Source organism: Kitasatospora sp. NPDC001132 (assembly GCF_053598415.1).
Window position 1 is genome coordinate 249,501 of sequence record NZ_JBSFKF010000001.1, and the last position, 19,918, is coordinate 269,418.

The window sequence follows — 19,918 nt, forward strand, 5'->3', positions numbered from 1 at the left end:
CCATGACGACGTCGAAGCGAGACCGCGCCGCCGCCCTGCCCGCGGACCTGCGCGAGGCCCTGCGCCAACGCCTGGCCGGCCGGGCCGGCGGGGCCCGGGCAACCGCCGAACGGGCCATCCCGCGTGCCGACCGCAGCCGTCCGCTGCCGCCCTCCTTCGTCCAGCAGCGGCTCTGGTTCCTGGACCGGCTGCGCCCCGGGGACCCGCGCTACAACAGCGCCGTCGCCCTGCGGTTCACCGGAGCACTGGACCGCGCGGCGCTCGCCGCGGCGCTCACCGCCGTGGTGGCGCGCCACGAGGCGCTGCGCACCACCTTCACGGAGGCCGACGGCCGGCCCGTGCAGACCGTCCGTCCGGCCGGCCCCGTGGAGCTGCCGGTCAGGGAGCAGGCCGCGGGGGAGAGCCTCGACGCGATCCTGCTCCAGGAGTACTCCCGGCCCTTCGACCTCGACCGGGGGCCGCTGCTGCGCGCCCTGCTGGTGGCCGAGTCGCCGCAGGCGCACGTGCTGCAGCTGACCGCCCACCACATCGTGACCGACGGCTGGTCGATGGGCGTCGTGCTGGACGAACTGTGCACCGCCTACGACGCCCTGGCCCGCGGCGCCGAGCCCGCCCTGCCCGAAGTCGCCGCCCAGTACCCGGACTTCGCGGTGTGGCAGCGCGAGCAGCTCGCCGGCGACCGGCTGGAGGGGCAACTCGCCCACTGGCGGGAGAAGCTGGCCGGCGCGGTGCCGCCCGAGCTGCCGCTGGACCACCCGCGGCGCGGCGAGGAAGCCGGCCCCGGCGCCCTGCACACCTTCACCGTCCCCGCGCCGCTCACCGCCCGGCTGCGCGAACTCGCGGCCGAACGGCAGGGCACCCTCAACACCGCGCTGGTGGCCGGCACCCAGGCGCTGCTGGCCCGCTGGTCCGGCCGGCAGGACGTCACCGTCGGCACGCTGATGGCCGGCCGCACCCGCACCGAGCTGGAACGGGCCGTCGGCTGCTTCGTCAACACGGTGGTGCTGCGCACCCGGGTGGAGCCCGACGCGTCCTTCCGCGAGCTGCTCACGGCCGCCACCGAGACCGGCAACGACGCCCTCGCCCACGGCGACACGCCCTTCGAGCGGCTCGTCGAGGCGGTCGGCGCGCCCCGCGAGGCCGGCCGCAACCCGCTGTTCGACGTGCTGGTGCTGCTGCACCCCGCCCCGCCCGCCGCCGGTGACCCGCACGGACTCGCCACCGCCCCGGTCACCGTGCCCCGGCAGGCCGCCACCTTCGACCTCAGCGTCGAGTTCGTCCCCGACGGCGAGGCGCTCACCGGCGTCCTGGAGTACCGCGCCGACCTCTTCGACGCCCCCACCGCCGGCCGGATGGCCGACCAACTGCTGCGGCTGCTGGAGGGCGCCGCCGCCGAGCCGGACCGCCCGCTCGCCGCCCTGCCGCTGCTCTCCGCGCGGGAGACGGAGCAGGTCACCCGGGAGTGGAACGGTCCCGCGCTGCCCGTCGAGGCGGTCGGCCTCCCCGAACTGTTCCGCCGCCGAGCGGCCCTGACCCCGCACGCCCCGGCCCTGATCGCCGGGGAGGAACGGCTGGACTACGCCACCCTCGACGCCCGCGCCGAGCGGCTCGCCCGCCGGCTGGTCGCCCACGGCGCCGGCCCCGAACGGCTGGTCGCGCTGCGGCTGCCGCGCACCGCCGAGCTGGTGGTGGCCCTCCTCGCGGTCTGGAAGGCCGGCGCCGGCTACCTCCCGCTGGACCCGGCACTGCCGGAGGAGCGCGTCCGCTACCTGCTGGAGGACGCCCGCCCGGCGCTGCTGCTGGACGAGGAGACCCTGCGCGCCCTCGCGGAGACCGACCCGGGCGACACCGACCCCGGCGACACCGGCCCGCTGCCCGAGCCCGACCTCTCCACCACCGCGTACGTGCTCCACACCTCCGGCTCCACCGGCCGCCCCAAGGGCGTCACCGTCCCGCACCGCGCCCTGGCCCACCTGCTCGCCGCCCACCGGGCCGGCTTCGTCGCCGACGCCGGCGGCGGGCCGCTGAACGTCGCGCTGACCGCCTCCTTCTCCTTCGACACCTCGCTGGAGGGCGTGCTGCTGCTGGCCGACGGCCACCCGCTGCACCTGGTCGACGAGACCACCCGGATGGACCCGGCCGCGCTGGTCGAGTACGTCGTCCGGCACCGGATCGACTTCCTCGACCTCACCCCCTCCTACCTGCGCCAACTGCTGCCCGCCGGGCTGCTCGACGACCCCCGCCACCGCCCCCGGGTGCTGATGCTCGGCGGCGAGGCCGTCGCCCCCCGGCTCTGGCGCGAACTCGCCGCCCGCCCCGGCGTGGCCGCCTACAACTACTACGGCCCCACCGAGTGCACCGTCGACGCGCTCGCCTGCCGGATCGACGGCGGGGACCGGCCGCTGGTCGGCCGCCCGCTGCCCAACGTCCGCGCCTACGTCCTGGACGGCCGGCTCCGGCCGGTGCCGCCCGGGGTGAGCGGCGAACTCCACCTGGCCGGCGAGCAGGTAGCCCGCGGCTACGCCGGCCGCCCGGGGCTGACCGCCGCCCGCTTCCTCGCCGACCCGTACGGGCCGCCCGGCACCCGGATGTACCGCACCGGCGACCTCGCCCGCTGGACCGCCGACGGGCGCCTGGAGTACCTCGGGCGCGCCGACGACCAGGTCAAGGTGCGCGGCCACCGGATCGAGCCCGGCGAGATCGAGGCCGCCCTGCTCGACCTGCCGGAGGTCGCCGCGGCCGCCGTGGTCGCCGTCCCCGACGCCCACGGGCGGAACCGGCTGGCCGCCTACCTGGTCTTCGCCGACGGCGCCGCCCGTCCCTTCGCCGAACTGCGCGCGGCCCTGCGCCGGGTGCTGCCCGACCACCTGGTGCCGTCCTCCTTCACCGTGCTCGACGCGCTGCCGCTCGGCACCAGCGGCAAGCTCGACCGGCGCGCCCTGCCCGCCCCCGAAGCGGAAGGCCGGCAGGGGGAGTTCGTCGCCCCGCGCACCCCCGAGGAGGAGATCCTCGCCGCGATCTGGGCCGAGGTGCTCGGCGTGCCGAGGGTCGGCGTCACCGACAACTTCTTCGAACTCGGCGGCGACTCGATCCTGAGCATCCAGGCCGTCTCCCGGGCCCGCGCCGAGGGCCTGCGGATCGGCTCCCAGGACGTCTTCCGCCACCAGACCGTCGCCGACCTGGCCGCCGCGGCCCGCACCGCCGAGGCGCCCGCCGCCGCGCCGCACCGCCAGGACGGGCCCGCGCCGCTCACCCCCGTCCAGGAGTGGTTCTTCGCCGCCCACGGCCCGCTGCGGCACTTCACCATGTCGATGCTGCTCGACCTCCCGTACGAGCTGGACGAACCCGCCCTGGAACGGGCCCTGACCGCGCTGGTGGCCGCCCACCCGGCGCTGCGCACCCGCTTCACTCCCGGCCCTTCCGGCCTGCTTCAGGAACCGGTCGCGGACGCCGGAAACCTGCTCGGCCGGCTCGACCCCGGCCACGACCCCGAGGCCACCCGGCTGCGGGCCGCCGAGACCGCCCGCGCCGAACTGGACCCGGCCACCGGCGCCCTGCTGCGCGCCGTCCTGTTCCGCGCCGCCGACGGCGCCCGCCCCCAGCTGTTCCTGACCGCCCACCACCTCGCCGTGGACAGCGTCTCCTGGCGGGTGCTGCTCGCCGACCTGGAGCAGGCCTACCGGCAGGCCGCCGCGGGCACCGCCCCCGAGCCGGAACCCGAGCCCACCGCGTTCACCGACTGGGCCCACCGGCTCGCCGAACTGGTCCGGGCCGGCGGCCTGGACCAGGACCTGCCGTACTGGAGCGCCGAGACCGCCACCCCCGCCGAGCCGCTGCCCGTCGACCGGCCCGGCACCCCCACGGCCGGCTCGGTGCGCACCCTGCGCGGCCGGCTCGACCGCGCCACCACCGCAGCGCTGCTGCGCAAGGTCCCCGAGGTCTACCGCACCCAGGTCAACGACGTGCTGCTCAGCGCGCTCGGCCGGGCCCTCGCCGACTGGACCGGCACCGGGCGCGCCACCGTCGCCCTGGAGGGCCACGGCCGCGAGGACCTCTTCGACGACCTCGACCTCTCCCGCACCGTCGGCTGGTTCACCACCCAGTACCCCGTCACCCTCACCCCGGCCGGCCCCGCCGACGCCCCCGACTGGGCCGCCACCCTCAAGCAGGTCAAGGAGCGGCTGCGCGCCGTGCCCCGCCGCGGCCTCGGCTACGAGGCCCTCGCCCGGCTCGGCTCGCCCTCGGCGGGCGCCGCCGCCCTGCGGGACGTCCCGCTGCCGCAGGTCTCCTTCAACTACCACGGGCAGTGGACAGCCCCCGCGGCCGGCGACTTCGCCCCCGCAGGGCAGGCCCCCGGCCGGGACCTCGCCCCCGACGAGCCCCTGGACCACCTGCTGGACGTCTCCGCCGTGGTCGCCGACGGCGAACTGGAACTCACCTGGCACTACAGCGAGGAGGTCCACGAGGCCGACACCGTCCGCGGCCTGGCCGAGGCCGTGCTCACCGCCCTGACCGCCATCGTCGAGCACTGCGCCGAGCCCGGCGCCGGCGGCCGCACCCCCTCCGACTTCCCGCTGGCCGGCCTCGACCAGGAACAGCTGGACCGACTGGTCGGCGACGGCCGGGACGTGACGGACCTGCTGCCGCTCACCCCGCTCCAGGAGGGCATGCTCTTCCACCGCCTGGTCGGCGGCGAGGACGACGTCTACCTGGACCAGGCCGCCCTGCTGCTGGAGGGCGTCGCCGACCCGCAGGCCCTCGCCCTGGCCTGGCAGCGGGTCGCCGACCGGACGCCCGCACTGCGCACCTCGGTGGTCTGGGAGGGCGTCCCCGCCCCGCTCCAGGTGGTGCGCCGGGACGTCCGGCTGCCCGTCACCCACCTGGACCTGCGGGCCGCGGACCCGGCCGAACGCGCCGAACGGCTGGCCCGGCTGCGCGCCGAGGACCTCGCCCTCGGCCTGGACATCGCCACCGCCCCGCTCACCCGGCTCACCCTGGTCCGGCTGCCCGAGGCCCGGCTCCAGCTGCTGTGGACCTCCCACCACCTGATCCTGGACGGCTGGAGCCTCGCCCAGGTGCTCACCGACGTGTTCGCCGAGTACGCGGCGATCACCACCGGCGGCGCGCCCGCCCCGGCGGTGCGCCGGCCCTTCGCCGACTACGTCCACTGGCTGGCCGGGCAGGACGCCGAGGCCGCCCGGGCCCACTGGCGGTCCGTCCTGGACGGCTTCGCCACCGCCACCCCGCTGCCCGCCGACCGGGTGCGGCGCGAGGCCCACCGGGCCCGCTCGGCCGGCTCCCACAGCGCCGCCCTGACCGAGCAGGCATCCGAGCGGCTCGCCCGCACCGTACGGCAGTCCGGGCTGACCCTCGGCACCGTGGTGCAGGGCGCCTGGGCGCTGATGCTGTCCCGCCACAGCGGCGAGCCCGACGTCCTGTTCGGCACCACCGTCTCCGGCCGGCCCGAGGAGCTGCCCGGCGTCGAGTCGATGATCGGCATGTTCATCAACACCCTGCCCACGAGGGTCCGGGTGGACGGCTCCCGCACCGCCGCCGACTGGCTGCGGGAGCTCCAGGACGACCAGGCCGAGGCCCGCCGGCACGCGGCCGTCTCGCTCGCCGAACTCACCGGCTTCAGCGACGTCCCGTCCGGCAGCGCGCTCTTCGACAGCATCGTCGCCTTCGAGAACTACCCGTTCGACGACGCCGACGCCGCCGGCACCGGGGTGCGCCTGGCCGAGGTGTCCTCCCGGGACGCCACCAACTTCCCGCTGGTGCTGCGCGCCTACCAGGGCGGTCAGGTCGGCTTCGACCTCGCCTACGACCCCGAGCTGTTCGACGCCGCCACCGTGCGCGGCCTCGCCGAGCGGCTCTGCCTGCTGCTCACCGAGCTGGCCGCCGGCCTCGACCGCCCGCTGCGCGCCCTGGCCCGGACCACCGAGGAGGAACGGCGCCGGCTGCTGGTCGACTGGAACGGCACCGCCCAGGGCCGCCCCGACCGCACAGTGGTCGAGCTGTTCGAGGAGCAGGCCGCCCGCACCCCGGGCGCCGTGGCCGTCACCTGCGGCGCCGAGCAGCTCTCCTACGCCGAACTGGACGCCCGGGCCGACCGGCTCGCCCACCGGCTGGTCGAGTACGGCGCCGGCCCCGAACGGTACGTCGCCCTCGCGCTGCCCCGCAGCACCGAGCTGGTGGTGGCCGTCCTCGCCGTCCTCAAGACCGGCGCCGCCTACCTGCCGCTGGACCCGGCCCTGCCCGCCGGACGCCGCGCCGAACTGCTGCGCGACGCCGCCCCGGTGGCCCTGGTGACCTTCGAGGAGCCGGCCGGTGTCGAGGTGCCCGTCCTCGCCCTGGCCCGCCCCGAGGTGCGCGCCGACCTCGCCCGCCGCCCGGCTGGCCCGCTCGGCGCCGGCCGCCGTCCGCTGCCGGACAGCCCCGCCTACGCCATCTTCACCTCCGGCTCCACCGGCCGCCCCAAGGGCGTCGTGATACCGCACGCCAACGTCGTCCGGCTGTTCGAGCAGACCCGGGAGCAGTTCGGCTTCGGCCCCGAGGACGTCTGGACGCTCTTCCACTCCTACACCTTCGACTTCTCGGTCTGGGAGCTGTGGGGCCCGCTGCTGCACGGCGGCCGGCTCGTGGTGGTGCCCGAGGACACCGCCCGCTCCCCGGAGGACTTCCTGCGGCTGCTCGCCGACGAGCGGGTCACCGTCCTCAACCAGACCCCGTCCGCGTTCCACCAGCTGGCCCGCGCCGACGCCCAGCACCCGGACGTCTCCGCCCGGCTGGCGCTGCGCACCGTGGTCTTCGGCGGCGAGGCGCTGGACGTCACCCGGCTCACCGACTGGTACCGGCGCCACCCCGAGGACGCCCCGCGCCTGGTGAACATGTACGGCATCACCGAGACCACCGTGCACGTCACCCACGCCGAACTCGACCGGGCCACCGCCGCGGCCACCGCCGGCGGCCCAGGACCGATCGGCACCGGCATCGCCGACCTGCGGCTGTACGTGCTCGACGACGACCTGGCCCTGCTGCCCCCGGGCGCCGTCGGCGAACTGTACGTGGCGGGCGAGGGCCTGGCCCGCGGCTACCTCAACCGGCCGGGACTCACCGCCACCCGCTTCCTCGCCGACCCGTTCGGCGCCCCCGGCAGCCGGATGTACCGCACCGGCGACCGGGCCCGCCGGCAGGCCGACGGCACCCTGCGCTACCTGGGCCGCGCCGACCAGCAGGTCAAGATCCGCGGCTACCGGATCGAACCCGGCGAGATCGAGGCCGCCCTCCAGACCCACCCCGGCGTGGGCCTGGCCACCGTCGGCGTCTACCAGGACACGGCCGGCACCCGCCGGCTGGTCGCCCACGTCGTCGGCGAGGGCCAGGAGCGGCCCCCGGGCGCCGCCGAGCTGCGCGCCCACCTGGGACGGCTGCTGCCCGCCTACCTGGTGCCCGCCGCGTACGTCCCGCTGGCCGCGCTGCCGCTCACCCCCAACGGCAAGCTCGACCGGCGCGCCCTGCCGCTGCCCGGGCCGGACGGCTTCGCGGCCGGCCGCGAGCGCACCGCCCCCCGCACCCCCGCCGAGCGGCTGGTCGCCGAGGCCTGGACGGAGGTCCTGGACACCGGCGAGGTCGGTGCCGAGGACGACTTCTTCGCCCTCGGCGGGGACTCCATCCTCGCCGTGCGGGTCACCGCCCGGCTGCGCACCGCCTTCGGCTCCGCGGACCTCTCGCCCCGGCTGCTGTTCACCCACCCCGTGCTCGCCGACCTCGCCGCGGCGCTCGGCGAGCCGGGCCGCCCCGGCACCGCACGGACCGTCATCCCCGCCGCCGACCCCGGCACCGAGCCGCCGCTCTCCTACGCCCAGCAGCGGCTCTGGTTCCTCGACCGCTTCGAGCCCGGCAGCACCGAGTACACCTCGCTGTCCGTGCTGCGGCTGCGCGGGCCCCTCGACCGGGCCGCGCTGGGCGCCGCCCTGGACGCCCTGGTGGAGCGGCACGAGGCGCTGCGGACCGGCTACGCCGAACGGGACGGCCGGGCCCGCCAGGTGGTGCGCCCGCCGTACCCCGTCGAGCTGCCCTGCGAGGACGTCCCGCCGGCCGAGCTGGACGCCCTGCTGGAGCGGATCGCCGCCACCCCCTTCGACCTGGAGGCCGGCCCGGTACTGCGCGCCCACCTGGCCCGCACGGCCGCCGAGGAGCACGTCCTCGCCCTGGCCGTGCACCACATCGCCACCGACGGCTGGTCGATGGGCGTGCTCGGCCGTGACCTCGGCGAGCTGTACGCCGCCGCCCTGGCGGGCCGTGGCCCGCGGCTGCCCGAACTGCCGCTGCGGTACACCGACTTCGCGGCCTGGCAGCGCACCCGTACCGCCGCCGCCGAGGCCGACCTCGACCACTGGCGCCGGGCCCTGGACGGCCTGGAACCGCTGGAGCTGCCCACCGACCGGCCGCGCCCTGCGGTGCGCACCCGGGAGGGCGCGCTGGTCACCTTCGCGCTGCCCGCCGAGCTGACCGCCCGGCTGCGCGAGCTCGGCCGGGAGGCCGACGGCACCCTCTACAGCGTCCTGCTGGCCGCCTGCCAGGTGCTGCTGGCCCGCTGGTCCGGGCAGCGCGACATCGCCGTCGGCACCGTCACCTCCGGCCGCGAGCAGGGCGAACTCCACGACGTGGTCGGCATGTTCGTCAACACCCTGGTGCTGCGCGGCGACATCCGCCCCGAGCGGTCCTTCCGCGAGCTGCTGACCGCCGCCCAGGCCACCGTCCTGGACGCCCTGGCCCACCAGGAGGTGCCCTTCGAACGGCTGGTGGACGCCCTCCAGCCGGAGCGCGACACCAGCCGCACCCCGCTGTTCCAGGTGATGGTGGCCCTGCACAACCTCGGCGCCGAGGTGCCCCGGCTGCCCGGTCTGACGGTGGAACCGATCACCCCGCCGGTCCGCAACGCCACCTTCGACCTCTCCTTCGACTTCGCCGAGCACGACGGCGGCCTGACCGGCTACCTGGAGTACAGCACCGGCCTGTTCGACGCCCGGACCGCCGAGCAGCTCGCCGCCCGGCTGGCCATCCTGCTGGCCGCCGTCGCCGAGGAGCCGGGGACGGCCGTCGGGGCGTTGCCGCTGATGACCGGGCAGGAGCGGTGGCAGGTGCTGCGGCAGGGGCGGGTCGAGCCGCTGCCCGGTCCTGACACCACCTTCACCGCCCTGTTCGAGGAGCAGGCCGCCCGTACCCCCGGCGCCACCGCGCTGGTCGCCCGGGACGCCACCCTGGACTACGCCGCGCTCAACGCCCGGGCCAACCGCCTCGCCCGCCACCTGGTGGCCCTCGGCGCCGGCCCGGAGCAGGTGGTCGCCGTCCGGCTGCCGCGCACCTCCGAGCTGGTGGTGGCGCTGTTCGGGGTGCTCAAGGCCGGGGCCGCCCTCCAGTTCGTCGACCCCGACCTGCCCGAGGAGCGGGCCGCCCTGCTGCTCGACGACACCCGGCCGCGCACGGTGCTGACCGAGCGGTCCCTGCGCGAGGTGCCCTGGGAGGCCCTGCCCGGCCACGACCTGACCGACGCCGAGCGGAGTACCCCGCTGCTGCCGGGGCACGCCGCCTACCTGATCCACACCTCCGGCTCCACCGGCCGCCCCAAGGGCGTGGTCGTCGAACACCGCCAGCTGGTCAACCTCTGCCGCGACCACCGGGAGGGGATGCTCGCCCCGCACACCGCCGACGGCAGCCGGCTGAAGGTCGCCCTCAGCGCCTCCCTCTCCTTCGACACCAGCTGGGAGGGCCCGCTGCTGCTGGTGTCCGGCCAGGAACTCCACCTGATCGACGAGGACGTCCGGCTGGACCCGCAGGCCTTCTGCGCCCGGATCGTCGAACAGCGGCTCGACGTCGTCAACGTCACCCCCTCCTTCCTGCGCGAACTCACCGCCGCCGGGCTCTTCGCCCCCGCCGCCCACCACCCGCGGCTGCTGCAGCTCGGCGGCGAGGCCGTCCCCGCCGCCACCTGGCGGGAACTGTGCGCCGCGCAGGCCGAGTTCGGCATCAGCACCTACAACCTGTACGGGCCCACCGAGTGCACCGTCGACGCCGTCTACGCCCGCTGCGCCGACCACCCCGGGCGTCCGGTGATCGGCCGGCCGGGCCGGGGCGTCACCGCCTACGTGCTCGACGGCGCGCTGCGCCCGGTGCCGCCCGGCATGCCGGGGGAGCTGTACCTGGCCGGCGACCAGCTCGCCCGCGGCTACCTGGGCCGGCCCGGGCTGACCGCGAGCCGCTTCCTCGCCGACCCGTACGGCCCGCCCGGCACCCGGATGTACCGCACCGGGGACCTCGCCCGCTGGACCGCAGGGGGGTCCCCCCGGCCGGTGGGGGCACCTCCCAGCCGCCAGGCCGGGGGCGCCGGGGAAGGACAGCTGGAGTTCCTCGGCCGCGCCGACGAGCAGGTCAAGATCCGCGGTTTCCGGATCGAGCCCGGTGAGGTGGAGGCCGCCCTGCTGACCCACCCCGACCTCGCGGACTGCGCCGTCGCCGCCCGCGACCAGGGCGGCCGGACGGTGCTGGTCGGCTACCCGGTGCCGACCGGGGAGCGGGTGCCGCCCGCCGAGGAGTTGCGGTCCTGGCTGCGCCGCACCCTGCCCGACCACCTGGTGCCCACCGCGTTCGTCCCGCTGGCCCGCATCCCGCGCACCACCAGCGGCAAGACCGACCGGCGCGCCCTGCCCGCCCCGCCCGCCCAGCCGGACCGCACCACCCCGTACGTCGCCCCGCGCCCCGGCACCGAGGAGCTGCTCGCCGCGATCTGGGCCGAGGTGCTGGGCGTGGAGCGGGTCGGCGCCCGGGACAACTTCTTCGCCCTCGGCGGGGACTCCATCCTCAGCATCCAGATCGTCTCCCGGGCCCGCGCCGCCGGACTCGCCCTCACCACCAAGGACGTCTTCCGCTACCAGAACGTCGCCGAACTCGCCCTCTGCGTCGGCCAGTTGTCCGACCTCGCGCAGCCCGGGGAGGAGGCCGAGCCCGCCGAGGCGCCGCTCACCCCGATCCAGCACTGGTACCTCGACGGCCGCCGGCCCGGCGAGGCACTGCGCTTCACCATGACCCAGCGCCTCGCGCTGGCCCCGGACACCGACCCGGCCGCCCTGCACCGGGCGGTGCTCGCCCTGGTGGAGCACCACCCGGCGCTGCGCACCCGCTTCCGCCACGGCGAGTCCGGCTGGCACCAGGAAGTCCTCCCCGCGGGCCCGGACGGCGTCTTCACCCGCCACCGGGGCGTGGCGGAAGCCGAGGTGCAGCAGGCCGCCGAGCAGGCCCAGCGCTCCCTCGACCCGGTCGAGGGCCGGATGCTGCGCGCCCTGTTCTTCGACGCCGGCGAGCGGCAGCCGGGCCAACTCGTGCTGACCGTCCACCACCTGGCCGTGGACGGCGTCTCCTGGCGCATCCTGCTGGCCGACCTCGAAGCCGCCTACCGCGCCGCCCGGACCGGCGCACCCGTCCGGCTGCCCGAGCCCGGCACCTCGTACACCCGGTGGGCCGCCCGGCTGGAGCGGCACACCCGCTCCGGCGCCCTGGACGCCGACACCGCCTACTGGACCCGCACCGGCGAGGCCCCGGCCGAACTGCCCGCCGGGCGGCCGGGCCCCAACACCCACGGCACCGCCGCCACCCTCACCGTCACCCTGGACGAGGAGACCACCGAGGCCCTGCTGCGCCGCGTCCCGGAGGTCTACCGGACCCAGGTCAACGACGTCCTGCTCAGCGCACTCGGCCGCACCCTGGCCCGCTGGTGCGGCCGCGACTCCGTGCTGATCGGCGTCGAGGGCCACGGACGCGAGGACCTCTTCGCCGACCAGGACCTCTCCCGGACGGTCGGCTGGTTCACCGCCGAGTTCCCGCTCGCCCTGCGCGTCGACCCCGCGGCCGGCTGGCACGCCACCCTGCGCTCGGTCAAGGAGCAGCTGCGCGCCGTCCCGCTGCGCGGACTCAGCCACGGCGCCCTGCGCCACCTCCACCCGTCCGCCCTGCCGGCCGACGCCGCCGCGCCGCGGATCGGCTTCAACTACCACGGCCAGTGGGACACCCGCGGCAGCACCGACGGGCTGCTGCGCGGCTCGCTGCCCCCGGCCGGGCGGGACACCGACCCCGACGAGCCCCGCCCCTACCTGCTGGACGTCATCGGCGCGGTCCAGGACGGCCGGCTCGAACTGGGCTGGACCTATCCCGCCGCGGTGTACGAGGAGTCCACCGTCCGCGCCCTCGCCGAGCAGACCCTGCACGCCCTGCGCGAGCTGGCCGAGCACTGCGCCGCCCCGGGCGCCGGCGGCCGCACCCCGTCCGACTTCCCGCTGGCCGGCCTCGACCAGGCTGCGCTGGACCGCCTGGTCGGCGACGGCCGCGAGGCCGAGGACGTGCTGCCGCTCACCCCGCTGCAGTCCGGCATGCTCTTCCACGGCCTGGTCGACGAGGACGGCGCCTACGTGGACCGGATCGCCGTCCGGCTGGCCGGCGTCGCCGACCCGGTGGCCTTCGCCGAGGCCTGGCAGCTGGTCGCCGACCGCACCCCGGCGCTGCGCACCGCCGTGCACTGGCGCGGCCTGCCGCACCCCGTCCAGCTGGTCGCGCGCCACGCCGCCCTGCCCGTGCGCCACCTGGACTGGCGCGGCCTGACGCCCGGGCGGCGCGCCGCCGCGACCGAGCGGCTGCTCGCCGAGGAGCGGGCCGCCGGGCTGGACCTGGGCACCGCGCCGCTCACCCGGCTGGCCCTGGCCGCGCTGCCCGGTGACGAGGTGCTGCTGCTCTGGTCCACCCACCACCTGATCCTGGACGGCTGGAGCACCGGGCAGCTGCTCACCGAGGTGTGCGAGGAGTACGCCGCGCTGACCGGCGGACCGCAGGCCCCCCGCCCGGTCCGCCGCCCCTTCGCGGACTTCCTCGACTGGCTGCGCGAGCAGGACGGGCGGGCCGCCGAGGAGCACTGGAGCGCGGCCCTGGAAGGGTTCACCGAACGGAGCGCGCTGCCCTACGACCGCCGGCCCGCCGGGGCCCACCGGGCCCGCGCCACCGCCGCCGTCCACCGCGAACTCGACGAGGCGCTCTCCGCCCGGCTGCGGGAGAACGCCGCGGCCGCAGGACTGACCGTCAACACCCTGGTCGAGGGCGCCTGGGCGCTGCTGCTGGCCCGCTACGGCGGCACCGGGGACGTCGTCTTCGGCACCACCGTCTCCGGGCGGCCGGCCGAACTGCCCGGTGTCGAGACGATGATCGGCCTGTTCATCAACACCGTGCCGGCCCGGGTCCGGCTGTCGAACGGGAGCGTGCGGAGCTGGCTGCGGGACCTCCAGGACCGGCAGAGCGACGGCCGCCGCCACGACCACCTGGCCCTGCCCCGGATCCAGGGCCTGAGCGAACTGCCCGCCGGGGAGGCGCTGTTCGACAGCATGCTGGTGTTCGAGAACTATCCCGTCGACGAGTCCGCCGCGGACCGCACCGGCGTCCGGGTGGTCGAGGTGCGCGCCGACGACGCCACCACCTTCCCCTGGTGCCTGCGCGCCCACCTCAGCGGGCAGCTCGCCTTCGACCTGGCGTACGACCCCGCGCTGTTCGACGAGAGCACCGCCCGGGACGCCGCCGACCGCCTCGCCCTGCTGCTGACCGCCCTCGCCGACGGCCTGGACGGCGACCTCGCCGCGCTCGACCCGCTCACCGCGGCCGACCGCGCCCTGCTCGCCTCCTGGCACACCACCGCCCGCCCGCCGGCGCCGGACAGCCCGCTGCGGATCTTCGCCGAGCAGGCCCGCCGCACCCCCGATGCCCCCGCCGTACGCGACGGCGAACGGGAACTGACGTACCGCGGGCTCGACGACTGGTCCGACCGGCTGGCCGCCCGGCTGCTCGCCGACGGCCTGGCCCCCGAGGGCCGGGTCGCGCTGGCGATGGACCGCGGCGCCGAACTCGTCGTCGCCGAACTGGCCGTCCTCAAGGCGGGCGGCGCCTACCTGCCCGTCGACCTGCGCGCCCCCGATGAGCGCCGCCGCGCCCTGCTCGACCGGGCCGGCGCGGCCCCGCTGCTCACCGCCGAGCAGGTCGCCGCCGCACGCGACGAACCGGCCCCGGCGGCGCCCGCACGGCCGAGCGCCGACCCCGACCGGCTGGCGTACGTGATGTACACCTCCGGCTCCACCGGCGAGCCCAAGGCCGTCGCCGTCCGCCACCGCGACGTGGCCTCGCTCGCCACCGACAGCCGCTTCGCCGACGGCAGCTGCGCCCGGGTGCTGCTGCACTCGCCGGTCGCCTTCGACGCCGCCACCTTCGAGGTGTGGGCGCCGCTGCTGAACGGCGGCTGCGTCCTCGTCGCCCCCCGGGGGCCGGTGGACGCCCCCCTGCTGCGCCGGCTCGCCGGACCGGACGGGCCGACCGCGCTCTGGCTCACCGCAGGCCTGTTCCGGCTGCTCGCCCAGGACGCGCCGGACTGCTTCAGCGGCCTGCGGGCGCTGTGGACCGGCGGGGACGTGGTGCCCGCCGCGGCCGTGCGCCGCGTCCTCGCCGCCTGCCCCGGGCTGACCGTGGTGGACGGCTACGGGCCCACCGAGACCACCACCTTCGCCACCGCCCATGCCCTGTCGGACGCCGCCGCGGTGCCCGACACCGTGCCGATCGGCCGCCCGCTGGACGACCGGCGGGCGCACGTCCTTGACCGGCGGCTGCGGCCCGTCCCGCCGGGGTGCGCGGGCGAGCTGTACCTGGCCGGCGAGGGTGTGGCCCGCGGCTACCTGGGCCGCCCCGGTGCGACCGCCGCCCGCTTCCTCGCCGACCCCTGCGGCCCGCCCGGCGCCCGGATGTACCGCACCGGGGACCTCGCCCGCCGCCGCGCCGACGGCACCGTCGAGTTCCTCGGCCGCGCCGACGACCAGGTGAAGATCCGCGGCTTCCGGGTCGAGCCCGCCGAGGTGGAGGCCGCACTCGCCGCCCACCCGCTGGTCTCCGACGTCGCCGTGGTCGTCCGCGAGGACCGGCCCGGCGCCCGCCGACTGGTCGCCTACCCGGTCGGCGCCGCCGACCCCGAGGAGCTGCGGGCCTTCGCCGCCCGCACCCTGCCCGACTACCTCGTCCCGGCCGCCTTCGTCCCGCTGGCCGCCCTCCCGCTGAGCCGCAACGGCAAGGTCGACCGGGCCGCCCTCCCGGCGCCGGAACCCGGCGGTGAGCGCCGTGCCCGCACCGAACCGCGCACCGCGGCCGAACACCGCACCACCGAGGTGTTCGCCGAGGTCCTCGGCATCCGCCCGCCCGGCGTCGACGAGGACTTCTTCGCCCTGGGCGGCGACTCCATCCTCAGCATCCGGCTCGCCGCCCGCCTCGCCGAGGCCTTCGGCACCGACCTCGGCCCCCGCGCGGTCTTCGACCACCCCACCCCGGAAGGCCTGGCCCGACTGCTCACCTCCGAGCCGGGCACCCCGGCCCGCCCGCCGGTGCTCCCGGTCGCCCGCCCCGGCGCCGCCCCGATGTCGTACGCCCAGCAACGCCTCTGGTTCCTGGAGGAGTTCGCGCCCGGCGGCGCCGAGTACGTCACCGCGCTCGCGCTGCGGCTGCGCGGCACCCTGGACACCGACGCGCTCGGCGCGGCCCTGGGCGCCCTGGCGGCCCGGCACGAGTCGCTGCGCACCACCTTCGACAGCGTCGACGGCCACGGCGTCCAGTTCGTCCACCCGCCGCAGGACATCCCGCTGCCGCTCCACGACCTCGCCGAACTGCCTTACGGGGAAAGGGAGGAGGCGCTGCGCGAGCTGCTCGCCGCCGAACGCGCCCGCCCCTTCGACCTGCGCCGCGGACCGCTGCTGCGCCCCGCCCTGGCCCGGCTCGCCGACGGCGAGCACGTGCTCGCGCTGACCCTGCACCACATCGTCACCGACGGCTGGTCCACCGCCGTGCTGCTCACCGACCTCGCCCACCTCTACCGCGCCGAACTCGACTCCACGCAAGGCCCGTTGCCGCCGCTTCCGGTGCAGTACGCCGACTACGCGCACTGGCAGCGCACCGCCGGCGCCCCCGCCGAGCGGCAACTCGACTACTGGAAGCGGCAACTGGACGGCCTCGCCCCGCTGCGACTGCCCACCGACCGGCCCCGGCCCGCAGTGCGCACCAGCAACGGCGCCACCGCCCGGCTGGAACTGCCCGCCGACACCGCCGGCCGGCTGGCCGAGGTCGGCCGCGAGCGCGGCACCACCCTGTTCACCACCCTGGTCGCCGCCGCCCAGGCCTACCTGGCGCGGCTCGCCGGGGACACCGACATCGCCGTCGGCACCGTCACCTCGGGACGCGACCGCCCCGAGGTCCAGAGCCTCGTCGGGTTCTTCGTCAACACCCTGGTGCTGCGCTCCCGGGTCGAGCCCGGGCAGCCCTTCGAGGCGCTGCTCGGCGAGGTCCGGCAGACCGTCCTGGACGCCCTCGCCCACCAGGACGTGCCCTTCGAGAAGGTCGTCGACGAGGTCCAGCCGGTGCGCGACACCAGCCGCAGTCCGCTCTTCCAGGTCCTCGTGGTGCTCCAGAACGCCCCGTCCGCCGCACTCGACCTGCCCGGCCTGGACGTGCGCGACGTCGAGACCGACAACACCCGCACGGCCTTCGACCTGGTGGTGGAGTTCGCCGAGGCCGACAGCGGAGCGCTGCACGGCCTGCTCACCTACAACACCGACCTGTTCGACCCGGCCACCGTCGAGCGGATGGCCGGCCAGCTCGCCACCCTGCTGACCGCCGTCGCCCAGGACCCGGCCCGCGCCGTCGGCGCGCTGCCGCTGACCGCCCCGGACGCACCGCCCGTCGAGCCGACCGGCACCTTCCGCCCGGTGCCCGAGGCGACCCTGCCCGAACTCTTCCAGCGGCAGGCCGCCGCCACCCCCGACGCGCCGGCCCTGCTCGACGGCGAACGGGAGCTGAGCTACGCCGAACTGGACCGGGCCGCCAACCGGCTGGCCCACCAGCTCATCGGGCGCGGCGTCGGGCCCGAGCGGCTGGTCGCCCTCGCGCTGCCCCGCTCGGCCGCCATCGTCGTCGCCCAGCTCGCCGTCGCCAAGGCCGGCGGGGCCTTCCTCCCCGTCGACCCGGACTACCCGGCGCCCCGGCGGGAGTTCATGGTCCGCGACGCCGGCGCCCACCTGCTGCTCGACGACCCGGCCGCGGTGTGGGCCGCCGACGGGCCGGACACCGCGCCCACCGACGCCGACCGCACCACCGCCCTCACCCCCGCCCACCCGGCCTACACCATCTACACCTCCGGCTCCACCGGCAACCCCAAGGGCGTCCTGGTCACCCACGCCGGCCTCGCCGTGTTCGCGGCCGCCGCCGCCGAGCAGTACGCCGTCGGCCCCGGCGACCGGGTGCTCCAGTTCGCCTCGCCCAGCTTCGACGCCTCCGTACTGGAACTGTGCATCGCCCTGCTCACCGGGGCCGCCCTGGTCACCGGGGAGGAGGGGCCGCTGGTCGGCGAACGGCTCGCCGAGGTGCTGGCCGCCCGCCGGATCAGCCACACCCTGATCCCCCCGGCAGCCCTGGCCACCCTGGAACCGGAGACCGCCGCCGCCCTGCCAGGGCTGCGCACCCTGGTGGTCGGCGCCGAGGCCTGCCCGGCCGACCTGGTCGACACCTGGGCCCCCGGCCGACGGATGATCAACTCCTACGGCCCCACCGAGGCCACCGTCGTCGCCAGCTGGACCGACCCGCTCGCCCCCGGCGGCGCCGGCCCCGCGATCGGCCGCCCCAGCGGCGCCACCCGCGCGTACGTCCTGGACACCGCCCTGCGGCCGGTACCGCCCGGCATCACCGGCGAGCTCTACCTGGCCGGCCCCGGCCTCGCCCGCGGCTACCTCGGCCGGCCCGGCCTCACCGCCGCCCGCTTCCTCCCCGACCCGTACGGGGCGCCCGGCACCCGGATGTACCGCACCGGCGACCTCGCCCGCCGCGACGCCGACGGCCAACTCCGGTTCGCCGGACGCGCCGACGAGCAGATCAAACTGCGCGGCTTCCGGATCGAACCGGGCGAGATCGAGAGCGCCCTGCGCCGCAGCCCCCTGGTGCGCGACGCCGTCGTCACCGTCCGCCCCGACGGCCCGGGCGGCGGCCGGCTGGTCGGCTACGTCGTCCCGGCCGACGCCACCGCCGGAGCCCCCGCCCTCGAACTGCGCCTCCACCTCGCCGAGTCACTGCCCCCGCACCTCGTCCCCGCGGCCTTCGTCCCGCTGGAGCGCCTCCCGCTCACCCCCAACGGCAAGCTCGACCGGCGGGCCCTGCCCGACCCCGGGCCCGCCCACGCCACGGCCGGCGGCCCGGGCCGGGCGCCGGAGACCGACGTCGAACGCCGGATAGCCCGGATCTGGGCCGACGTCCTCGGCCTCGACGAGGTCGGCGCCGACGACAACTTCTTCCTGCTCGGCGGCGACTCCGTCCTCAGCATGCAGGTGGTGTCCCGGCTGCGCCGTGACGGCCTCCACCTGGCCACCCGGGACCTGTTCAGCCACCAGACCGTGGCCCGGCTCGCCACCGTCGTCACCGCCGTCACCGAACGCGCCGACGACGGCCCGGTGACCGGCGACGTGCCGCTCACCCCCATCCAGGAGTGGTTCCTGACCACCCCGCGCGCCGCCCACCACCACTTCAACCAGTCCACCCTGCTCGAACTCGCCGCCGACCCCGACCCGCAGGCGCTGCGCGCCGCCCTCGACGCCCTGCTGGAACACCACGACGCGCTGCGCATGCGCTACACCCACGACGAGGCCGGCTGGCACCAGTTCAACCCGCCGCCCGCCCCCGCCGAGGACCTCCTGGCCCACCACGACCTCACCGGGCAGGGCACCGAGGCCGCCGACGCGGCCCTGGCCAGGGCCGCCGACGAACTCCACGCCGGCTTCGACCTCGCCCGCGGCCCGCTGCTGCGCGCCGCCCTGTTCACCGGCCACCCGGACCACCCCGCCCTGCTGCTCCTGGTCGCCCACCACCTGGTCGTCGACGCCGTCTCCTGGCGGGTGCTGCGCGACGACCTGGAGAGCGCCCACCGGCAGGCCGTCCGCGGCGAGAAGATCGACCTCGGGGAGCGCGGCACCTCCTTCCGGGACTGGGCGCACCGGCTCTCCGCCCACGTCGCCGAGGGCGGCCTGGACCACGAACTCCCGTACTGGGAGGAGGCGGTGAACACCCGGACGGACCTGCCCGGCGCCGCCTTCGGTGACCACTCCGAGCGGGGCGCGGTCACCGTCGAACTCGACGAGGCGGACACCGAGGCTCTGCTGCGCGCCGCCCCCGCCGCCTACCGCACCCGGGTCAACGACGTGCTGCTCGCCGCCCTCGCCCTCGCCCTGGCCCGCTGGAGCGGCCGGGAGCGGATCGCCCTGGACCTGGAGGGGCACGGCCGGGAGGACCTGCTGGAGGGCGTCGACCTGTCCCGCACGGTCGGCTGGTTCACCACCGTCCACCCCGTCACCTTCCACGTCCCCGACCCCGCCGACCTCGGCCCGGGCCGCGACTGGCGCGCCCTGGTGAAGTCCGTGCGCCGGCAGCTGCGCGCGGTGCCCGGCAACGGCCTGGGCTTCGGCGCCCTGCGCACCTTCGGCGGCCCCGAGGTCCGCGAGCGCCTCGCCGCCGGCGGGCACGGCCAGGTGGTCTTCAACTACCTCGGCCAGTGGGACGCCCGGCCCGAGACCGCCGGCGACGGCCTGGTCCGCGCCGAACTCGGCTCCTTCGGCAGGGACCACGACCCCCGGGACGGCGGCTCCCACCCGCTGGAGGTGGTCGGCGCGGCCCAGCACGGACGCCTCGCCTTCACCTGGCACCACCGGCCCGCCGTCCACGACACCGCGGCCGTCCGCCGGGCGGCCGAGGACTTCGCCGCCGCCCTGCGGCAGATCGCCCGGCATGCCAGGGAAGGACGGTGACCACGCCACCACCCACC

General features: G+C 76.9%; 1 protein-coding gene. It reads left to right on the top strand.

From position 1 onward, the window contains the following. Positions 1-2: 2 nt before the first annotated feature. Entirely contained in the window at positions 3-19,901 is a 19,899-nt protein-coding gene (locus ACWDBE_RS00920; protein ID WP_449806730.1) for a non-ribosomal peptide synthase/polyketide synthase, read from the top strand. The last annotated feature ends 17 nt before the right edge of the window (positions 19,902-19,918 follow it).